At 47.0% G+C, this 18,323-nt stretch carries 19 protein-coding genes; 15 read left to right on the forward strand and 4 right to left on the reverse strand.

Translation table 11 applies throughout. From position 1 onward, the window contains the following. Both QYB97_RS08140 and QYB97_RS08145 read right to left on the reverse strand, forming a co-directional pair. A complete protein-coding gene (locus tag QYB97_RS08140) occupies positions 1 to 405 on the reverse strand; it encodes a DUF6114 domain-containing protein (RefSeq protein WP_301165485.1) in 405 nt (134 codons plus the stop codon). Positions 406 to 423: 18 nt separating this feature from the next. Continuing rightward, positions 424 to 1,020, reverse strand: a complete 597-nt coding sequence (locus tag QYB97_RS08145; RefSeq protein WP_301165486.1) for a DUF6230 family protein — start codon at positions 1,018 to 1,020, stop codon at positions 424 to 426. Positions 1,021 to 1,217: 197 nt separating this feature from the next. Here QYB97_RS08145 and QYB97_RS08150 point away from each other — a divergent pair, with 197 nt between their 5' ends. Beyond that, positions 1,218 to 2,714, forward strand: a complete 1,497-nt coding sequence (locus QYB97_RS08150; RefSeq protein WP_301165487.1) for a LuxR C-terminal-related transcriptional regulator — start codon at positions 1,218 to 1,220, stop codon at positions 2,712 to 2,714. Between the two features lie 78 nt (positions 2,715 to 2,792). Here QYB97_RS08150 and QYB97_RS08155 read toward each other — a convergent pair whose 3' ends face one another. Beyond that, the gene (locus tag QYB97_RS08155; protein WP_301165488.1) at positions 2,793 to 4,889 is read right to left on the reverse strand and encodes a DNA topoisomerase III; all 2,097 of its coding nucleotides are present in this window, start codon (positions 4,887 to 4,889) and stop codon (positions 2,793 to 2,795) included. Positions 4,890 to 5,033: 144 nt separating this feature from the next. Between QYB97_RS08155 and QYB97_RS08160 the strand changes: the two genes are divergently transcribed. The 7 genes from QYB97_RS08160 to dgoD all read left to right on the forward strand — a co-directional run bounded on the left by QYB97_RS08160 (position 5,034) and on the right by dgoD (position 10,556). Further along, positions 5,034 to 5,867, forward strand: coding sequence for an aldo/keto reductase family protein (locus QYB97_RS08160; RefSeq protein ID WP_301165489.1), 834 nt, complete (start codon positions 5,034 to 5,036; stop codon positions 5,865 to 5,867). Between the two features lie 179 nt (positions 5,868 to 6,046). Next, positions 6,047 to 6,214 carry a hypothetical protein gene (locus QYB97_RS08165; protein ID WP_301165490.1) on the forward strand — a complete coding sequence of 56 codons (168 nt, stop codon included), beginning with the start codon at positions 6,047 to 6,049 and terminating at the stop codon, positions 6,212 to 6,214. Between the two features lie 110 nt (positions 6,215 to 6,324). Next, entirely contained in the window at positions 6,325 to 6,870 is a 546-nt protein-coding gene (gene msrA, locus QYB97_RS08170; protein ID WP_301165491.1) for a peptide-methionine (S)-S-oxide reductase MsrA, read from the forward strand. A 141-nt stretch (positions 6,871 to 7,011) separates the two neighbouring features. Next, positions 7,012 to 7,764, forward strand: coding sequence for an IclR family transcriptional regulator (locus QYB97_RS08175; RefSeq protein ID WP_301165492.1), 753 nt, complete (start codon positions 7,012 to 7,014; stop codon positions 7,762 to 7,764). 22 nt (positions 7,765 to 7,786) lie between these two features. Then, entirely contained in the window at positions 7,787 to 8,740 is a 954-nt protein-coding gene (locus QYB97_RS08180; RefSeq protein ID WP_301165493.1) for a sugar kinase, read from the forward strand. 19 nt (positions 8,741 to 8,759) lie between these two features. After that, positions 8,760 to 9,392 carry a bifunctional 4-hydroxy-2-oxoglutarate aldolase/2-dehydro-3-deoxy-phosphogluconate aldolase gene (locus QYB97_RS08185; RefSeq protein ID WP_301165494.1) on the forward strand — a complete coding sequence of 211 codons (633 nt, stop codon included), beginning with the start codon at positions 8,760 to 8,762 and terminating at the stop codon, positions 9,390 to 9,392. 15 nt (positions 9,393 to 9,407) lie between these two features. Next, positions 9,408 to 10,556, forward strand: coding sequence for a galactonate dehydratase (dgoD, locus tag QYB97_RS08190; protein ID WP_301165495.1), 1,149 nt, complete (start codon positions 9,408 to 9,410; stop codon positions 10,554 to 10,556). Between the two features lie 87 nt (positions 10,557 to 10,643). On the opposite strand, the gene QYB97_RS08195 is transcribed toward dgoD, so the two are convergent. Then, positions 10,644 to 11,792 carry an amidohydrolase gene (locus QYB97_RS08195; protein WP_301165496.1) on the reverse strand — a complete coding sequence of 383 codons (1,149 nt, stop codon included), beginning with the start codon at positions 11,790 to 11,792 and terminating at the stop codon, positions 10,644 to 10,646. A gap of 193 nt (positions 11,793 to 11,985) precedes the next feature. On the opposite strand from QYB97_RS08195, the gene QYB97_RS08200 reads away from it, so the two are divergent. From QYB97_RS08200 to QYB97_RS08230, 7 genes are all read left to right on the forward strand, one after another. After that, entirely contained in the window at positions 11,986 to 12,438 is a 453-nt protein-coding gene (locus QYB97_RS08200) for an Lrp/AsnC family transcriptional regulator (protein ID WP_301165497.1), read from the forward strand. A 71-nt stretch (positions 12,439 to 12,509) separates the two neighbouring features. After that, complete coding sequence (locus QYB97_RS08205) at positions 12,510 to 13,574, forward strand: M42 family metallopeptidase (RefSeq protein WP_301165498.1); 1,065 nt, start codon at positions 12,510 to 12,512, stop codon at positions 13,572 to 13,574. 11 nt (positions 13,575 to 13,585) lie between these two features. Beyond that, a complete protein-coding gene (locus QYB97_RS08210; protein ID WP_301165499.1) occupies positions 13,586 to 14,434 on the forward strand; it encodes a M55 family metallopeptidase in 849 nt (282 codons plus the stop codon). A gap of 27 nt (positions 14,435 to 14,461) precedes the next feature. Then, complete coding sequence (locus QYB97_RS08215; RefSeq protein ID WP_301165500.1) at positions 14,462 to 15,391, forward strand: ABC transporter permease; 930 nt, start codon at positions 14,462 to 14,464, stop codon at positions 15,389 to 15,391. Position 15,392: 1 nt separating this feature from the next. Next, the gene (locus tag QYB97_RS08220; RefSeq protein WP_301165501.1) at positions 15,393 to 16,340 is read left to right on the forward strand and encodes an ABC transporter permease; all 948 of its coding nucleotides are present in this window, start codon (positions 15,393 to 15,395) and stop codon (positions 16,338 to 16,340) included. A 10-nt stretch (positions 16,341 to 16,350) separates the two neighbouring features. Further along, the gene (locus QYB97_RS08225; RefSeq protein WP_301165502.1) at positions 16,351 to 17,370 is read left to right on the forward strand and encodes an ABC transporter ATP-binding protein; all 1,020 of its coding nucleotides are present in this window, start codon (positions 16,351 to 16,353) and stop codon (positions 17,368 to 17,370) included. Continuing rightward, the gene (locus QYB97_RS08230; protein WP_301165503.1) at positions 17,367 to 18,314 is read left to right on the forward strand and encodes an ABC transporter ATP-binding protein; all 948 of its coding nucleotides are present in this window, start codon (positions 17,367 to 17,369) and stop codon (positions 18,312 to 18,314) included. Before QYB97_RS08225 ends, QYB97_RS08230 begins: the two co-directional genes overlap by 4 nt. The last annotated feature ends 9 nt before the right edge of the window (positions 18,315 to 18,323 follow it).

The raw sequence follows: 18,323 nt of genomic DNA on the forward strand, positions 1-18,323 counted from the left end.
TCATTTTGCTTCTACCAGTTCAGCAGATTCATAGCCATTATAAGCATCAATTTGATCTTCCTCCTTTTGAAGGGGAGGGGAAGGGTTCCATGCGATCATAAGGGATCCCCCGGTAATGCCCAGTAATGTTCCTATAAGGAATCCGCCCAGAGCTCCAATTACAGATAATATGGATAAAAAGATGATGATAATGCCAAACACTTTGGAGAACTGAGGAAAAAATAAAGCCATGGCTCCCAGCAAAAGAATCATGCCGCCAAATAAAATGCCAATGACAGAGGCAGTACCCGGCAGAAACGCTTTCACGATAAGGTTCAAGGGCACCCACAGAATCAATGCTCCGGACAGTAAGGTCAGCAGTGATCCGGTAAAGGGGCGTTCGTGTTTCCATTGTCTAACAGACATCTTTATTCCTCCTTGTTGTTAATTGGCTGGTTTATTGATTCGTTCCACCGTAACCTTCATTCCGTTCATCATAATTTTCTCTTGAAAAAGGTAATGAGTTTTTATTTTTGCATGATTAAGTTCAATGGTTGAAGCCGTTTGCTGGAACTGTTTTTGCCAGTCAGTGCTTTGCTTTTCTTTCAATGCAAGATTGCTGAACTTGGCATCTGCATTAATCACGGACGCGTCCTGCTGAAGACCGGAAATATGAACAGGTTTACTGGCGGCAATTTTTACACGGATCCATTTGTCACCGCTGATGTTAAAATCTTTGTACAGCTGCAAATGGTCAATGGTTAAGTCTTTTATCAGGTTGGTGCCCTGCGGGGTGGATTTTTCCTTGCTGGATTCACCCATTTTTGGATAGAAGGTATAGCCGTTTCCCGCCAGATGATCAAACTCAACATAAAAGTTGCCGACTCCTGCCATGGGAATGGCGTATGCCGTCCCGGATATTCCCATAAAACTCAGCAGGGCAGCCAGCACCACCATGCCTGATGCAAAGGCTTTCCAAAACACTTTTCTGTTCAAATTGCCTTTGTTGATGGTTGTTTTCAATTCAATCGTCTTACCCATCGGTATCCCACCCTTATTATTTTTTATGGAAACGCTTTAATAATGTAACTGTACGGCTTGTTTAGTAAGTTGACAATTCCGATAAGTATCGTAATTACGCTGATCCCCCCGACAATTGTCGGGTAAATCGGGCGGATATTGTAAAAAGATTTCGAAAACTATAAAGTGAATGTAGGCAGTGGGGAGGAGGGTTTGAGATGGATGAGCTTTTTTTAAATGGAATGGCCTTACTGACGAAGTATGGCGGAGACATATTAAACAACTGGAAAACGATAAAAAGTGAGCTATCCACTCAGCAGGAACAGGACCTCATTATGGAATTTGACGGAATGATGACATTCTCTTTTGAAGAATTATTGAAAGAGAACGATTGTGAGCATATCAATCAGCTTATACTTGCCATGATCTCACAATGGAGAGACCATTATTCGATGGACGTTGATTACAGCCAGGTTATTTTTCTGCTGTCTGCCATTGAAAATATGATTCATCATATTCTTGAACAGGAAGAAAATCCAAGAATTATCGACCACCAGTCTGTTCAATATATTTTTAACAAGCTTCTGGATCATGTCCTGATTCCTCTGACATCGGAGACAAACGGGCATCGGTGGCTGGATACCATGATCACCTCCAATATTATCCCGCTTCATTGGGCTGCATTGCTGAGAATCGAGGATTTCGAGTATAAATTAATCGAACTGAAAAGTGTGGATACCGGACAGGACAATCAATCACTCATCGAGATCTGCAAAACCATGTCCGCTCCAACCTCCGAGCAGCTGTCCCTTGCTCTGTGCCGCCTGATGAATCCAGGAACAAAACAGCCAAGAGTCATTCCTGTATCATTTGCCAAAGAAACCTTGCTGCTTTGTGTGAAATCAACGGATACGGGCAGCATTTCTTCCCAGCGCATTGAATTGATTTCGAACATGTACAAAAAGCAGCTTAAGATGAATACGCTGGAAAGTGAAAACGAATGGAAAGACGCTGCGCTTTTATATACACTCCGATTGCTTATGGCACAAACCTGCACTGAAACACTTAAAACGGTTACAGATGGTTTTGTGGATTATTTAAAATTCGAAAGAAGTGCCCTTTTTTTATACTCCCCCCGAGTGGAAAGGGTAGTATTTGCGGCTCATCGAAACCTGGGACACGATTTGCAGGAGATTAAAGTTGATTTTACAGAGGTTGCTTTTTTAAAGGATCACTTGCAAAAAATGCTTCAGTCAAAGCCCATTTACCTAGAGGATGCTTCCAACCAGGTCCCGCAAGAGCTGGCAGATCAGTTCAAGCTGACATCACTGATTGCGGTTCCGGTGTTCACGCCAAGAAAAGGGCGTTTCCTTGGGCTTGTACTGCTGGACTGTAATGGAGCGCACTTTGAGGAACCGACTCCAAACGAGCAGGCAATGCTCATGAAATTCGGCCAGTATGCAGGCGAGGCTCTTTATAAGCAATGGGGGACGGTTATTCAGCTGCTTGACATGGATTCACCGATCTTAACACCGAGAGAAAAAGAGGTGCTCAAGCTGATGGCACAGGGGGAAACCATTCAGCAGGCTGCATCTCTTCTTCATTTAAGCCACTACACCGTCAGGGACTATGTGGCCGGTATCATAAAAAAATTAAAAGTGAAAAATCGGACGGAGGCTGTGGTGAAAGCCATTCGGATGAATTTTATTGAATAAAAAAGTTCTTGAAAAAATTTAATAAGACCAGAGGCGTGATGAGCGATCATCAACGGACTCTGGTCTTATTTAGTGGGTTTAGTCTTTTTTCTCGAGGGCCGCTTTCAGGGCATCAGCCAGGCTGTTGCCCATTGGGGCTTCTTCTTTTTTCTTATATTTATTCATCAGCTGGCGTTCCTCGCGTTTGGTAACGGTTTTCTTACGGTCTTCTGCTTTTTCAACCACGTTGCATGGCCGGCATTGGAAATAGGTACCGGCTTTGCCGTTGTGAATCTCCATTTTTTTATGGCATTGCGGGCATCGGCGGTTGGACATCTTGGGATCCTTCCGTTTTCTGAAGCCGCATTCCCGGCTTGAGCACACGAGTATTTTTCCGTCGCGTCCTTTAACTTCTTTCATGAATTCTCCGCACTCGGGGCACTTCGAACCAGTAAGGTTATGTGCTTTATAGGTTTGTTCACTGCCTTTGATTTCGTTGACGAGCTGTTTGGTCTGCGTTCGGATATTCTCAAGAAAATCTTTTGGATTGCCTTTGCCACGGGCAATGTCCTCCAGTTGTTTTTCCCATTTTGCCGTCAATTCCGGCGACTTCAGCTCACTGTTGACCAAATCAATCAGCTGTTTTCCTTTTGGTGTAGGATGGAGGCGGTTATTCTGGCGGTCAATGGTTTCGGTGCTGAGCAGGCGCTCTATGATATCCGCGCGGGTTGCCGGAGTCCCGAGACCGTATTTCTCCATTCGCGCGAGCAAATCGGCTTCATTGAAGCGGGCGGGTGGCTCGGTGAGTTTTTTCTGCAGCCTCGACTCTTTTACACTGAATTCCTGTCCGGATTTCAGGTTGCCGAGCGGTTTGCTGCGGGAATCTTCCTCATCCTTCCCGGTGATTTTTTTAAACCCGGCATCCACAATCTTCGTTTCTCTCGCTGAAAAGGATTCCCCTTTCACATCAATCACCGCATGAATGGTTTCCGTTTGGTACGGACCGTAAAATAATGCAAGAAAACGGCGGACAATGATGTCATACAGCTTTCTTTCATCACTGGACAGATCGCCAAGGTGCGGGGGCTCATCTGTTGGGATGATCGCATGGTGATCGGACACTTTGTCGTTGTTAAAGACCTTATTGACAAGCACTGTTCCTTTGTTTTTCAGGGCGGGCTGGACTTCTTCACGATACGCGGACGAGAGGGCCTGCAGCCGGTCATTCATCGTATTTTTCATGTCCACGGTCAAATATTTGGAATCTGTCCGCGGGTACGTAACAAGTTTGTACCTTTCGTACAGATTTTGCAGGACACTGGAGGTTTTCTTGGCAGAGAACCCAAATCGCCGGTTGGCATCACGCTGCAGTTCCGTTAAATCGTACGGAAGAGGCTGCTGTTCGGTTTTTGGTTTCGTACTCAGGGAAGTGACCTTTCCTTTTTCGTTTTTCACAAGTTCTACGATCTTTTCGGCCTGATCACGGTTGAAAATCCGCTTCTCTCCATTCTTCTCCCATGCAGCCTCGAGAGGTCCGATTTTGGCATCGATTGTAAAATACTCTTTTGGCACAAACGCTTTAATGTCTGCTTCACGCTCCAGGATCATGGAAAGAGCCGGTGTCTGCACACGGCCTGCAGAAAGCTGTTCATTGTATTTCGTAGTCAGGGCGCGTGTCACATTCAAGCCGATCAGCCAGTCCGCTTCCGAACGGCATACGGCGGATTGATATAGAAAATCATATTCTCTGGCCGGCTTCAGGTTTTTGAATCCATCCTTGATGGCCCGGTCGGTCTGGGAAGAAATCCAGAGCCGTTTAACAGGTTTTTTCCAGCGAAGCTTCTCCAGAATCCAGCGGGCAACCAGTTCTCCTTCACGTCCGGCATCTGTTGCGATAATAAATTCACCGACGTCTTTTCTGCGGGAGAGCTGTTCAATACCCTTGTATTGGTGACTGACCTGGCGGATGAGCTTCAATCCCATTTCATTAGGGATAATCGGCAGGTCTTCCATCCTCCATTGTTTATACTCCTTGTTATAATCCTCGGGCATTTTCAGCTCGACCAAGTGGCCAAGCGCCCACGTCACAATGTATTTGGGTCCTTCTATATATTGTTTTGATTGCTGGCTGCAGCCAAGCACACGGGCCAGATCTCTGGCAACACTTGGTTTTTCAGCAAGTACAATGGATTTCATAAAATGTTTAAACTCCTTTCTCCATCAGCAGTCTTCTAAACTGCATCCCTTACCAGTATAGCCGATTAAAGGGTTCTTCGAAAATGATATGAAAAAAAGCTTAACCGCATAGAATGTAAAAAGTATGAAATAACGGGGGGAACAATGATGATGGGTCTGGAGGAAGGAACGGTGTTGTCAAATGGAGTTCATATCCCTTGGATCGGATTGGATTCCTGTAGTATAAATCACCCGAAAACTGTGGAAACAGGAGTGCTTGCTGCCATAGAAGCAGGCTATAGAGCGATTGATACCGCCGCATCCTATCAAAACGAACGCGGAATTGGAAACGCTCTATCCCAATCAGGCATTGATAGAAAGCATCTTTTTATTACAGCAAAGTTAAACAGTACTTCCCACGGCTACAATAACACCCTTGCTGCTTTTAATGAGAGCAGAAAGAAACTGGGAGTCGATTATATTGATCTCTACATGATTCAGTGGCCGGTAAGAGGAGAGCTTGAAGAAACATGGCGGGCGCTCGAAATTCTATATAACCGAGGTGAAGTCAGAGCCATCGGTGTTTGTAATTTCGAGGAAAGCGATCTGAAGCTGATCATGAGGCGAAGCCAGCTTAAACCGCATGTTAACCAAATGGAATATCATCCTTTAAAGCCGCAAAAACAGCTGATTCACTTCTGTCAGCAGAACCAGATTCAGGTGCAGGCCAGAAACCCGTATGCGAGGGGGGAGCTTTTCCAGAAAAAAGTGCTGCTGGACATTGCAGAAAAGCATGGGAAAACCCCGGCCCAGATTGCCATGAAGTGGGGTTTGCAGAATGGAATTCCGGTTGTTCCCGCATTTTCGTCCATTCATGAAATGCGGGAAAACATGGAGATGGTATCTTTTCTTCTTCCGATCGAGGACATGGTGAATCTTCACTTTTTGACCAACAGCCGGATGGCAGGACCGAATACAGGACATTACTTTTGCGAATAATGTTTAACCTAACCTTCCTATCATGGGAAGGTTTGTTTTTTTGCCACATTTTCCGTGTCTAAAAAATGAAAAGCAGGGTAATCAATTAACAGGTGATCAGCTCTTGTGAAAAATGGAGTTGAAAATAGATTAATTTTTGCTCCGCCGGGGTATTGTAGAGGGGAGAGGTGAATACAGCTATGGAATCAATTACAGATTGGCTAAAGGATATACTACTATTCGTGGGCGGCTTTTTAAATGTCAGCATATTATTGATTATCGTAATTGTCATATTGGTCGTTCGTTCCGTCCGGCGCAAAAAAAGAAACAGACAGCATGAAGATTATCTTGGAAAAGATGAAAAATAGTATGCAGAGTTAGGCGGGTTCATTTTTGAACCGGCCTTTTTTATGGATTTTCGTTCCCTTAATAGATATGATAAAAAGAATTCAACAAGACTAAGAGGGGGACTTGCTGTATGAAGGAAAATAGTAAACTTGAAAAAGCGACGTTTGCCGGAGGGTGCTTTTGGTGCATGGTCAAGCCATTTGATGAACTCCCGGGAATCCATGGCATTGTTTCCGGGTATACCGGTGGGAATGTGGACCATCCATCCTATGAACAAGTGAAAACAGGAACAACCGGACATTACGAAGCGGTGGAAATTACATTTGATCCGGAGGTATTTCCTTATCAACAGTTACTGGATCTGTATTGGCCGCAAATTGATCCAACAGATGAGGGTGGACAATTTTTTGACCGTGGCAGCCAGTACCGTACGGCCATTTTCTATCATACTGAAGGACAGAGGGAGCTTGCGCAGGCGTCCAAACAAAAGCTTGAAGACAGCCGCAAGTTCAGCAAACCGATTATAACCGAAATCTTGCCGGCACCTGTCTTTTATGCCGCTGAAGAGGATCATCAGGATTTTTATAAAAAGAATCCCGAAAAGTACAAACAGGAACGAATTGAATCTGGAAGAGATGAATTCATAAAAGAAAACTGGAGCAAACAAGGCAGCTGACGACAGCTGTCTTTTTTATTGCTGCTTTAAGAAAATTCTTTGGAAAGCGGTTGCAATTCAAAAAGTGCTGTGGTAGTTTCTAGGTGTCAAAAATCACATACAGAATATTTCATCACATATGTGATGTGAATGGAGGGTAAGATGTCAGTTAAATCAGCTCAGCGGGTGCTGCAGGTCTTTGAGTGCCTGACCATGCATACAGAGGGTCTCTCCATAAAGGAAATCAGCGAAACCCTCGACTTCCCGCAAAGCAGCACATCAAATTTAATTAAAACCTTAGCGGCAGAAGGCTATTTGAGACAGGATACGCACAAAAAGTACAAGCTTGGACCCAAACTCATTGGAATTGGAACTGCTGCCATGGAATCGCTGGATGTTTCAGCAGTAGGAAAGCCTTATCTGAAAACATTAATGGAAGAAGTGCAGGAAACGGTCTTTATGGCTCTGATGGCGGAAGAAGAGCTTGTGTATGTTGCCAAAATTGATAATAACCGCTCCATCCGGACCACGGCCCAGCCAGGAAACAAAAAGCCGATTTACTGCACGGGGCTTGGCAAGGCGTTTCTTTCCTTCGTGCCGGATGAAGCAAAAAACAAGCTGCTTGATTCAACAGAACTGCTTCCCATTACCGCTCACACCATTACAAGCAGGGAACAGTTGGAACAGGAAATTGAGGAGAGCAGGAAACGGGGCTATGCCATTGATAATGAAGAAAACGAGGAAGGGTTATTTTGTCTGGCAGCACCGGTATATGGAGGTGACAGGCTGATGCAGGCTGCAATCAGTGTAGCGGCGCCAAAAGAGAGAATGACAGCCCGTAAAGAACAGATTGCCAAAGTATTGCTGCTTACTTCAAAAAAGATATCAGCCAGTCTCGGCTATTTGGCCAGATAAAAAAGACAGGGAGGCAAACATAATGGATGTGATCAGCATTGGGGAAGCGATGGTGCTTTTTACCCCGGAAACAAGCGGGCCCATGAGGTATGCCAGGGATTATACCTCAAGAATTGCCGGAGCAGAAATCAATACCCTCATTGGGCTGTCTAAACTTGGGCATCAGACAGGATGGATTTCACGAGTAGGAAGTGATGAATTCGGTGCCATGCTCAAAAACGCCGTAAGAGGCGAAGGAGTGGATGTGAGCGAGGTTGCCGAGGACGATGAGGCACCTACAGGGATCTTTTTTAAAGAGAACGTTTATGGAGATCACGTTCGCGTCCATTATTACCGTAAACACTCCGCTGCCAGCTTTCTGAACCCGGAGAGCATTAACGAAGACTATCTGACTGAGGCTAAGGTGCTGTACATAACAGGGATTACTCCGGCACTCTCCGATTCATGTTCTAAGGCTGTTTTTCATGCGATTGAAAAAGCCAAACAGCACAAGATGACCATTGTATTGGATCCGAACATCAGGTATAAGCTCTGGACCGAGGAAAAGGCGAGAAGCACCATCATTGAAATTGCCGGCCATTCCGATATTGTCTTTCCGGGAACGAGTGAAGGGGAGTTTTTGTTCGGCACAAGCGATCCGGAGGGAATAGCAGAAGCGCTGCACGATCTTGGGCCGGATACCGTTGTTGTCAAAAAGGGAGAAGAAGGCGCCTATTATTCCTGCTTATCAAAAAAGGAACAGGGACATGCGGAGGGTTTTCGTGTGAAACAGGTAATCGATCCTGTCGGCGCAGGTGACGGATTTGCGGCAGGAGTGGTATCAGGGCTGCTGGACGGTCTTCCCCTCAAAGAATCTGTTACCAGGGGCTGTGCCATCGGCGCCTTGGTCACCATGGTCAATGGTGATATTGAAGGCCTGCCTGACCGAAAAACGCTGGAGCTTTATCTGTCCACCAAAAGTGATGTAAGCCGTTAAGAAAAGAGGAGGAGTCATTTTGTCTTATGTACTTTCATCCATAAAAGAAAACAAGCTGGTTGCGATTATCCGTGGAGCAGAACCGAAGAGTGTAATGAAGATTGCGCGAGCGCTTCATTCCGGGGGAATAAGAACGCTTGAGATCACCATGAACTCACCGGGGGCGCTTAAAGTCATTGAAGAAGTGTCAACGGAAATGGGAGACGAGGTTCTGGTCGGGGCAGGTACGGTTCTCGATCCGGAGAGCGCGCGAATGGCGATCCTTGCCGGGGCGCAATTTATCCTGGCTCCGACGGTAAATTTGAAAACGATAGAAATGACCAAAAGGTATGGAGCGGTAAGTATTCCGGGCGCGTTCACACCGACCGAAATCTTAACCGCCTATGAGCATGGCGCCGATATTGTCAAAGTGTTCCCGGCTTCCATCGGAACATCCTATATCAAAGATCTGCGGGGTCCGCTTCCCCATATTCCACTGCTTCCGACAGGCGGTGTGACACTTGAAAATGTTTCGGATTTCATGAAAGCGGGTGCTGTCGGATGCGGCATCGGCAGTGCACTTGTGAATACAAAAGAAGAAGTTACAGAGGCGTATTTATCAAAACTTACGGAAAAAGCACGTGATTTTGTAAGAGCTGTATCACTAGATTAATAGGGAGATGAGACCATGAAAATTACAGGATATGAATTGTTTCAGGTGCCGCCGCGCTGGCTGTTTTTAAAGATTACAACTGATGAAGGAATTGTCGGATGGGGAGAGCCGGTTATTGAAGGACGTGCAGCCACGGTTAAGACAGCGGTTGAAGAATTGATGGAATACTTGATGGACAAAGACCCGATGCAAATTGAGGATCATTGGAACCTGATGTACCGTGGAGGCTTCTACCGGGGAGGTCCGATTATGATGAGTGCCATTGCGGGAATTGATCAGGCGCTCTGGGACATTAAAGGGAAGTATTATAATGCTCCTGTTCACCAGCTGCTAGGCGGCAAATGCCGCGATTCCATCAAGGTGTATTCATGGATTGGCGGAGACAGGCCCGCAGAGGTAGGACTCGCTGCCAAAAAGGCACAGGCGGCCGGTTTCAGAGCGGTTAAGATGAACGGTGCTGAAGAGCTTCAGTACATTGATTCCTATGACAAGGTAGATAAAATCCTGGAAACCGTAGCCACGGTGAGGGAGGCGGTTGGACCGCAGTTTGGAATCGGTCTGGATTTCCACGGACGTGTACATAAACCAATGGCCAAGCTGCTGGCAAAAGAGCTTGAAGTCTATAAGCCTATGTTTATTGAAGAGCCGGTCCTGCCTGAAAACAACGAGGCGCTGCGCGAGATTGCGAGGGCCACATCGATTCCGATCGCCACTGGGGAAAGAATGTTTTCCAAATGGGACTTCAAACCACTGCTGATTGATGGATATGTTGATATTATTCAGCCGGATCTTTCCCACGCCGGAGGAATTACGGAGTGCAAGAAGATCATGTCGATGGCCGAAGCCTTTGATGTGGCAGCCGCTCCGCATTGCCCGCTCGGACCGATTGCACTGGCCTCCTGCCTGCAGGTGGATGCGACTTGCCATAACGCGTTTATCCAGGAACAGAGCCTTGGTATTCATTATAACGAAGGCAGTGACATTCTTGATTATATCGTGGACCGTACCGTCTTTCATTATGAAGAAGGCTATGTCAAGATCCCTGATGGCCCCGGACTTGGTATTGAAATTAATGAAAATCATGTAAGAAAGATGGCGGAGGAAGGACACAGCTGGAGAAATCCGGTTTGGCGCCATAAGGACGGCAGTATTGCAGAATGGTGAGAATTTCACCATTCATGCCTGATCGTTCAAAACTGTCCCATCATACATAGAAAAAGGCAGCGGTCACCGCTGCCTTTTTCTATGAATCTACTCTTTTGAACAATCATAAACAATCGTACCGTTAATAATGGTCTTTTCTACCGTGCTGCGGGCATCAAACGGATCGCCATCCCAAATGACCACATCGGCATCTTTTCCTTTTTCAAGGGAACCCACCCGGTCTTGCACCCCGAGATGTCTGGCCGCATTCAGCGTAATGGCCTGCCAGGCGGTTTCTTGATCCAGACCGTGTTTAACAGCACTGATCGCGCTCAAAATCAGGCTGTCGATACCCACTACAGGATGATCGGTGGTGATGGAAACCGGCACTCCGGCATCACTGAGCTCCTTAAGTGTATGCCATCCTTTATCAGCCAGTTCAATCTTGCTGCGTGTGGAAAGAGTAGGGCCGACAGAAACCCGCACATTATGTTCTGCGATAAAGGAAGCAATCTGATGGCCTTCGGTACAATGCTCAATCGTCAGATCAAATCCAAATTCCCTGGACAGGCGGAGTATAGTGGCAATGTCGTCCGCACGGTGAGCGTGTGCCCGAATCGGTATTTCCTTTTTCAGGACTTTGATGAGCTGTTCGGTTCCTAAATCCGGAGTCAGTTCCTCTCCCTGCTCAAGCTTTTTTAAATCATGCTGCGCCGCTTTCATTGCCTTGCGGAACAGAGCGGCAATTCCCATCCGGGTAACCGGCTCCTTTCCTTTTCCTCCGTAAAAGCGCTTCGGGTTTTCTCCGAAGGCTGCCTTCATTCCGGAAGGATTGCGGATCACCATTTGATCGATGACCGTACCGGCCGTTTTCAGGACCACCATTTCTCCTCCGATGACGTTGGCACTGCCGGGCATCACCTGAACGGTAGTCACACCGGACTTCCGGGCGTCTTCAAATCCCTGCTCGTTCGGGTTAATGCCATCGATCGCCCGTACATAGGGAGTAACCGGATCGCTTGTTTCATTGTAATCATGTCCGGCTGGCCCAATTCCCTCCTCATGAATACCTAAATGCGTATGTACATCGATCAAACCAGGCGTTACAAATTTTCCTTCCACATCAAGAACTGACACGTTTTGATGAAGGTCGCTAATGCTGCCAATGTCGGCAATTTTCCCTTGATCCAGCAGAACATCACCTTTACTGAAGGTGCCGGTTCCGGTCACGAGCGTTCCATTTTTAATAAGAAGCATGACAAAATCCCCCTCTTTTTTTCAATTTTTTTCAAAAAACACTTGAATAAATATTCTGAAAAAATTATACTATTTAAAAATTACTTATTTCAATACCATTCTATAAAAAAAGTATAGTTTTTAGGTAATATATACTAATAATAGTACTATATTAGAGATTTGAATAAGCTCTTTAATACTGAAAGGTGGAAGTATGGTGTCGGTAGAAATTATTGATCATCTGGATAAGGGAATTATAAAACTTTTATCCAAGGACGGAAGAATGTCATTTACAGAAATTGCGAATCGTTTGAATGTAACCGAGAAGACGGTCCGTTCCCGTTACAACAACCTTGTTGAAAATAACATTCTCGAGGTCGTTGGGGTAATTAACCCGATTTCTCTCGGTGTCAAGGTGGGAGCAATCATTCAAATAAGTGTGGTACCGCCGAATATGGACCATGCCATTCAGCAATTGAGAGACATCACCGGCATCCGTTTTATTACATTAACATCAGGCGAATATCAGCTGCTTGTTCAGGCAAACGTTAAGGATTACGAGGAAATTACCGAGATTGTGAAAAGCATTCATCAGTTGCAGGGAATCAACAAAACCAATGTGATCCTGCAGATGGACGTGTATAAAAACTCATTTGAATATATTTAAGGCCTCCGGGTCTTTTTTATATCACTATCAGATTCAGAAAATTCCATTTCCTTTTAAGGAGGATTGCGACATTGTATCAGTTGATTAAAGCGTTAACCGCGCTTCATGGACCATGCGGGTATGAACAACAGGTCGCGCGCTATATTCGTGAACAAACATCAGATATCACAGATTCGGTGGAAGTAGATGCAGTGGGTAATGTCATATGCAGGATGAAGGGGAGCCAGCCGGGACCAAGGATCGTTGTAACGGCCCATATGGATGAAGTAGGATTTGTAATCAAGAAAATTGAAGAGAATGGCCTTTTGCGTTTTGAAAAATTGGGCGGGCATGATGACCGCATCCTGCTTGCCCAAAAAGTGGAAGTAACGACAGAAAAGGGGCATTTAAGGGGGATTATCGGCACCATTTCCGCTCATTACATGAAATTTGATAATCCGGACGCCGTGCGCAGGCATAAGGAACTGTATATCGATATTGGAGCTTCATCAAAAAGCGAAGCTGAGTCGCTCGGTGTACAGGTGGGAGATATTGCGACCTGGTACAGCGAAACGGAATATCTCGGCAATGAAAAAACCGGGCGGATTGTCGGAAAGGGCTTTGATGACAGAGCTGGCTGTGCTGTTCTCATCGAGGCGCTGAAGGAGCTGAAAAGCAGAGACTTTGCAGGTGAGGTTATTGCCCTGTTTTCGGTTCAGGAAGAAGTCGGGCTGAGAGGAGCATCCGTTGCTGCCAACCATATCGAGGCGGATGCCGCTATTGCCATCGACACCACGGCAGTGAGTGATACCCCCGAAAGCACAATGGATAATAGCTTGAAGCTTGGAGACGGGACAGGCATTAAAATCATGGACTTTAGCCTGATTGCCCATCCGGCCATCAAGAGATCACTGGTGAAACTGGCGGGGGAGCATGACATTCCTTTTCAACGAGAGGTATTTCCTGGAATTGGGACAGACGGCGGGGCCCTGAGCCTTGGCGGCCGGGGCATTCCAACAGGTGTCCTTTCTATCCCGTCAAGGTATGCCCATTCACCGGTGGAAGTGATAGATATGAAAGATCTGCAGGCTACTGTGGATTTATTGCTCTCGTTTATCGAATCATTATCAGAACGTTCAACATTTACATTTATTTAGGAGGAATACCCATGAAAATGTTTATTTCTGCAGATATGGAAGGCATATCAGGAGTAGCGACGAACATGCAGCTGAAAAAAAACGATGAGTATCAGCGCTTTAGAAAATTGATGACACAGGATGTCAATGCGGCCATTGCGGGAGCGTTTGATGGAGGAGCAACCGAAGTAACGGTTGCCGACGGACATGGCAATATGTCCAACATCCTTATTGAGGAGCTTGATGAAAGAGCACGACTGGTGTCAGGAAACAACCGGGTGCTTTGCCAGCTGACAGGCCTGGATGACAGCTTCGACGGGATTATGTTTGTCGGCCATCATGGTCGTGAAGCCGGTTCAGAACGGGCAGTGATCAGCCATACGCTCGCCGGTGTTGCGGTTGCTGAGATGAAAATCAACGGAAAGGTGGTCGGGGAAACAGAAATGAATGCAGGAGCTGCAGGCTATTTCGGCGTACCTGCCATTCTTGCTACCGGGGATGATGCATACGTGGAGGAAGTAATGGAAACCTTGCCGGAAATCGAAGGCGCCGTAGTGAAACTTGCGGTCGACCGGTTTGCGGCAGAACTCCTGCATCCTTCAAAGGCAAGACAGATTATCCGCGAAAAGGCAAAGCGCGGAGCAGAGAGGGCAAAAGAGATTCCGCCATATGTTGTGGAAGGCCCTGTAACATTTGAAATTGAGTTTAAAGGAACTAACCAGGCGATGATGACAACCACTTTGCCGACAGTTGAGCTCATCGGTCCGAAGACGATCCGGTTTACGTGTGAGGATTATATCACCGCCTACAAGCATATGTGGGGAGCAGTCATTATCGGAATGGCGGCGACCAATGGCGTGCTGGGACATGCCAATGCATAAAAGCTGAATAGAAAGGAGCGTGGAGAAATGAAGTTCATCCTGAAGCGGCTGCTGACCATGCTTTTGACAATCTGGGTGATTACAACACTCACTTTTGTGATTATGCATACCATCCCGGGAGATCCATTTTCGTCGGATTCCGATGTGCTGCCTGAAGAAGTACTGAACAACATGCGTGCAAAGTTTAATCTCGATAAGCCGCTGCCTGTTCAATACGTGCTGTATTTGAAAAACCTCGCGTCATTTGACCTGGGCCCTTCCATTGAATCGGAAACACGCAGCGTGAACACACTCATTGCTGAAGGTCTTCCGGTTTCTGCACTTCTTGGATTCCAGGCATTGGTTATTGCAATTGTCTCTGGACTCCTCCTTGGAATCATTGCTTCTTTGTTCCATAACCGGACCATCGATTATGCGGCCATGACGATCGCCATACTCGGTATATCTGTTCCAAGCTTCATCCTCGCACCACTGTTGATTAAATTCTTTGCGGTTCAATGGGGAATGCTGCCGGTCGCTTCATGGGGCACGTGGAAACATACCATATTGCCGTCAGTTGCACTTGCTGCCGGACCGCTTGCCATCATTGCCCGTTTTACAAGATCCAGCATGCTGGAGGTGCTTAAACAGAATTACATGAAAACGGCAGATGCCAAGGGGCTTGGTGCCGCAGGGATTGTCATCAAGCACGGCATCCGCAACGCGATTATACCGGTCGTTTCCTTTATGGGACCTCTTGTTGCCCATCTTCTGACCGGAACCTTTGTTATTGAAAAGATTTTCGCCATTCCGGGATTGGGCAAATACTTTGTGGACAGTATCTTTAACCGGGATTATCCCGTTATTCTTGGAACGACCATTTTTTTCAGTGTCATTCTGATTGTAACGCTCTTTCTTATCGATCTATCGTACAGGCTCATTGATCCGCGCATTAAATTAAGCAGCAGGGGGGACTGACATGCTGGAGAAAGCTTCACACGATTCACTTTTCAGGCCGCTGGAAAAGGGCCGTCTGAAAAAAGAAGAGATACGGCGGCCAAGTGTCAGCCAGGCAAAAGAAAGCTTTCGGAGGGTTCTGAAAAACAAGCTTGCCGTCACCGGCGCTGTCATTTTGCTGTTCATTCTGTTTTTTGCCATCTTTGGTCCGAAAATGGTTCCATACAGTTATTCCGACCAAAGCCTTGCGAGCGGAAACCTGGCGCCTGACGGAAAGCACTGGTTTGGAACCGATGATCTGGGCCGCGATATGTGGGCAAGAACATGGTATGGCGCCAGGATTTCCTTAACCATCGGGGTGGCTGCTGCACTGATCGATCTTGTCATCGGTCTCTTGGTTGGTGGCATTTCAGGCTACATGGCCGGCAGGGGCAAACTCGGTGACCGGATCGACAACGGTTTGATGCGTATAGTAGAGATTCTTTACAGCATTCCTTATCTGCTTGTTGTCATCCTGCTTTTGGTGGTGATGAAGCCGGGATTATGGACCATCGTTATCGCGCTTTCCATTACAGGTTGGGTCTCGATGGCCCGGGTTGTGCGGGGGCAGATTTTGCAGATCAAGCAGCAGGAGTTCGTGGCCGCTGCCCAAAAGCTCGGAACACCGCACGGCACCATTATTCTTAAGCATTTGTTTCCCAACATGCTGGGAATTATCATTGTCAATCTGACATTTACCATTCCGAATGCCATCTTTGCTGAAGCCTTCCTGAGCTTTATCGGCCTTGGGGTCCAGGCACCCATCGCAAGCTGGGGGACGATGGCCAATGATGCGCTCGGTGTTATCTTAAGCGGCCAGTGGTGGAGATTGTTCTTTCCGGGATTCTTGATATCACTGACGATGTTTGCGTTTAACGTGTTCGGAGACGGATTGCAGGATGCACTGGATCCGCACCAGGTAAAAGATTAGGGGGGAAACGATGGCACAGCTTTTGGAAGTGGAACAGTTAAAAGTGTCGTTTCGCTCCCATGGGGGCGAAGTTCAGGCGGTCAGGGGAGTAAGCTTTGATATCGGCCATGGTGAGGTGCTTGCTGTGGTAGGAGAGAGCGGCTGCGGCAAGTCCGTCACCGCTCAGGCGATCATGAAGCTTCTTCCCAAACGAGGCTGCAACATTAAAGAAGGCTCTATTCATTTTGAAGGAAAAGATTTGCTGAAAATGTCAGGAAAAGAAATGAAGCAGCTGAAAGGCTCGCAAATTAGCATGGTGTTCCAGGATCCGATGACTTCACTCAATCCGACGATGAAAATTGGAACACAAATCTCAGAAGGGATCATCAAGCATAAGGGGCTGGATAAAACACAGGCAAAGGCAAAAGCGCTGGAATTGCTGAAGCTCGCCGGGATACCTAATCCTGAATCCCGATACAATCAGTATCCGCATGAACTGAGCGGCGGAATGCGTCAGCGTGTACTCATCGCTATTGCACTGGCGTGTGATCCGAAGCTCTTAATTGCCGATGAACCGACAACCGCTCTTGATGTGACCATTCAGGCCCAGATTCTGGATTTGATGAAGGACTTGCAGCACAAGTTTGGCACCTCCATTATGCTGATTACCCACGATTTGGGTGTGGTCGCTGAAATGGCTCAAAAAGTTATCGTAATGTACGCGGGAATCGTCGTGGAGAGCGGCACGGTGGCCGATATTCTGGAACGGCCAAAGCACCCGTATACCATAGGGCTGCTGAATTCCCTTCCTAATTATGAGGATGGCGAAAAGGAACGGCTCATACCGATTGAAGGTACACCGCCCGATTTATACGACCCGCCCACAGGCTGCCCGTTTGCTGCCAGATGCGAATATGCCATGGAAATTTGTGTTGAGGAACTGCCAAAGGCGTTCACCGTGAACGATGGCCATTATTCCCGGTGCTGGCTGAACGATCCAAGAGCGCCTCAGGTCGCTGAATTTGCGGCAGCGGGGAGGGATGAATCATGACAGAGGTGCTGCTTGAAGTAGAAAATCTGAAAAAGTATTTTAATGTAGGAAAACAATCCTTAAAAGCTGTGGATAATGTTTCATTTTCCGTTCGAAAGGGGGAAACCCTGGGACTGGTTGGAGAAAGCGGAAGCGGAAAGTCCACACTCGGCCGTACCATTGTCGGCTTGAATGAGGCAACAGACGGAAAAATGGTTTTTGAGGGTAAGGATGTCAGGACATTCAGCAATAAGGAGAAAAGAAAGTACAACAGAATCGTTCAAATGATTTTTCAGGACCCGCATGCTTCTCTTAATCCGAGAATGAAAGTGGGCGATATTATTGCCGAAGGAATGGATGCCCATAAACTTGCTTCCGGTAAAGAAAGAATGGACCGCATCTACAGCCTGCTGGAAAGGGTGGGCTTGCAGGGAGAGCATGCCAAACGTTATCCGCATGAGTTCAGCGGCGGACAGCGGCAGCGGATCGGCATCGCCCGGGCTCTTGCGGTTGAACCAAAGTTTATCGTGGCCGATGAACCGATCTCGGCACTTGATGTTTCCATTCAGGCGCAAGTGATTAACCTTATGGAAGATTTGCAGCGGGATATGGGGCTCACCTTTTTGTTTATTGCTCATGACCTGGGGATGGTCAAGCATATCAGCGACCGGATCGGTGTAATGTATCTGGGAAGCTTCATGGAGCTCGCGGACAGTGATGATCTTTTCAGTGAACCGCTCCATCCCTATACCCAGGCCCTTTTGTCAGCCATACCGGCTCCAACGGTATCGAGAGAAAAGCGGGAGCGGATTATTTTAAAGGGAGATCCGCCAAGCCCGATTTCACCGCCGTCAGGCTGCCGGTTCAGAACGCGCTGCCCTCATGCCATGGATGTGTGTGCTGCAAAGGTACCAGAGTGGAAAGAAATACGTCCAAAGCATTGGGCGGCTTGTCATTTATATTAAACGGATGGG

Source organism: Fictibacillus fluitans (genome assembly GCF_030418125.1).
Classification (GTDB): Bacteria; Bacillota; Bacilli; order Bacillales; family Fictibacillaceae; genus Fictibacillus_C; species Fictibacillus_C fluitans.

What these genes read in the sequence shown, in the direction of transcription:
- QYB97_RS08145 (WP_301165486.1), bottom strand. Translation starts at nt 1,020, where the DNA reads ATGGGTAAGACGATTGAATTGAAAACAACCATCAACAAAGGCAATTTG.
- QYB97_RS08215 (WP_301165500.1), top strand. Translation starts at nt 14,462, where the DNA reads ATGAAGTTCATCCTGAAGCGGCTGCTGACCATGCTTTTGACAATCTGG.
- msrA (WP_301165491.1), top strand. Translation starts at nt 6,325, where the DNA reads ATGAAGGAAAATAGTAAACTTGAAAAAGCGACGTTTGCCGGAGGGTGC.
- QYB97_RS08165 (WP_301165490.1), top strand. Translation starts at nt 6,047, where the DNA reads ATGGAATCAATTACAGATTGGCTAAAGGATATACTACTATTCGTGGGC.
- QYB97_RS08180 (WP_301165493.1), top strand. Translation starts at nt 7,787, where the DNA reads ATGGATGTGATCAGCATTGGGGAAGCGATGGTGCTTTTTACCCCGGAA.
- QYB97_RS08225 (WP_301165502.1), top strand. Translation starts at nt 16,351, where the DNA reads ATGGCACAGCTTTTGGAAGTGGAACAGTTAAAAGTGTCGTTTCGCTCC.
- QYB97_RS08150 (WP_301165487.1), top strand. Translation starts at nt 1,218, where the DNA reads ATGGATGAGCTTTTTTTAAATGGAATGGCCTTACTGACGAAGTATGGC.
- QYB97_RS08220 (WP_301165501.1), top strand. Translation starts at nt 15,393, where the DNA reads ATGCTGGAGAAAGCTTCACACGATTCACTTTTCAGGCCGCTGGAAAAG.
- dgoD (WP_301165495.1), top strand. Translation starts at nt 9,408, where the DNA reads ATGAAAATTACAGGATATGAATTGTTTCAGGTGCCGCCGCGCTGGCTG.
- QYB97_RS08200 (WP_301165497.1), top strand. Translation starts at nt 11,986, where the DNA reads ATGGTGTCGGTAGAAATTATTGATCATCTGGATAAGGGAATTATAAAA.
- QYB97_RS08210 (WP_301165499.1), top strand. Translation starts at nt 13,586, where the DNA reads ATGAAAATGTTTATTTCTGCAGATATGGAAGGCATATCAGGAGTAGCG.
- QYB97_RS08230 (WP_301165503.1), top strand. Translation starts at nt 17,367, where the DNA reads ATGACAGAGGTGCTGCTTGAAGTAGAAAATCTGAAAAAGTATTTTAAT.
- QYB97_RS08175 (WP_301165492.1), top strand. Translation starts at nt 7,012, where the DNA reads ATGTCAGTTAAATCAGCTCAGCGGGTGCTGCAGGTCTTTGAGTGCCTG.
- QYB97_RS08195 (WP_301165496.1), bottom strand. Translation starts at nt 11,792, where the DNA reads ATGCTTCTTATTAAAAATGGAACGCTCGTGACCGGAACCGGCACCTTC.
- QYB97_RS08140 (WP_301165485.1), bottom strand. Translation starts at nt 405, where the DNA reads ATGTCTGTTAGACAATGGAAACACGAACGCCCCTTTACCGGATCACTG.
- QYB97_RS08160 (WP_301165489.1), top strand. Translation starts at nt 5,034, where the DNA reads ATGATGATGGGTCTGGAGGAAGGAACGGTGTTGTCAAATGGAGTTCAT.
- QYB97_RS08155 (WP_301165488.1), bottom strand. Translation starts at nt 4,889, where the DNA reads ATGAAATCCATTGTACTTGCTGAAAAACCAAGTGTTGCCAGAGATCTG.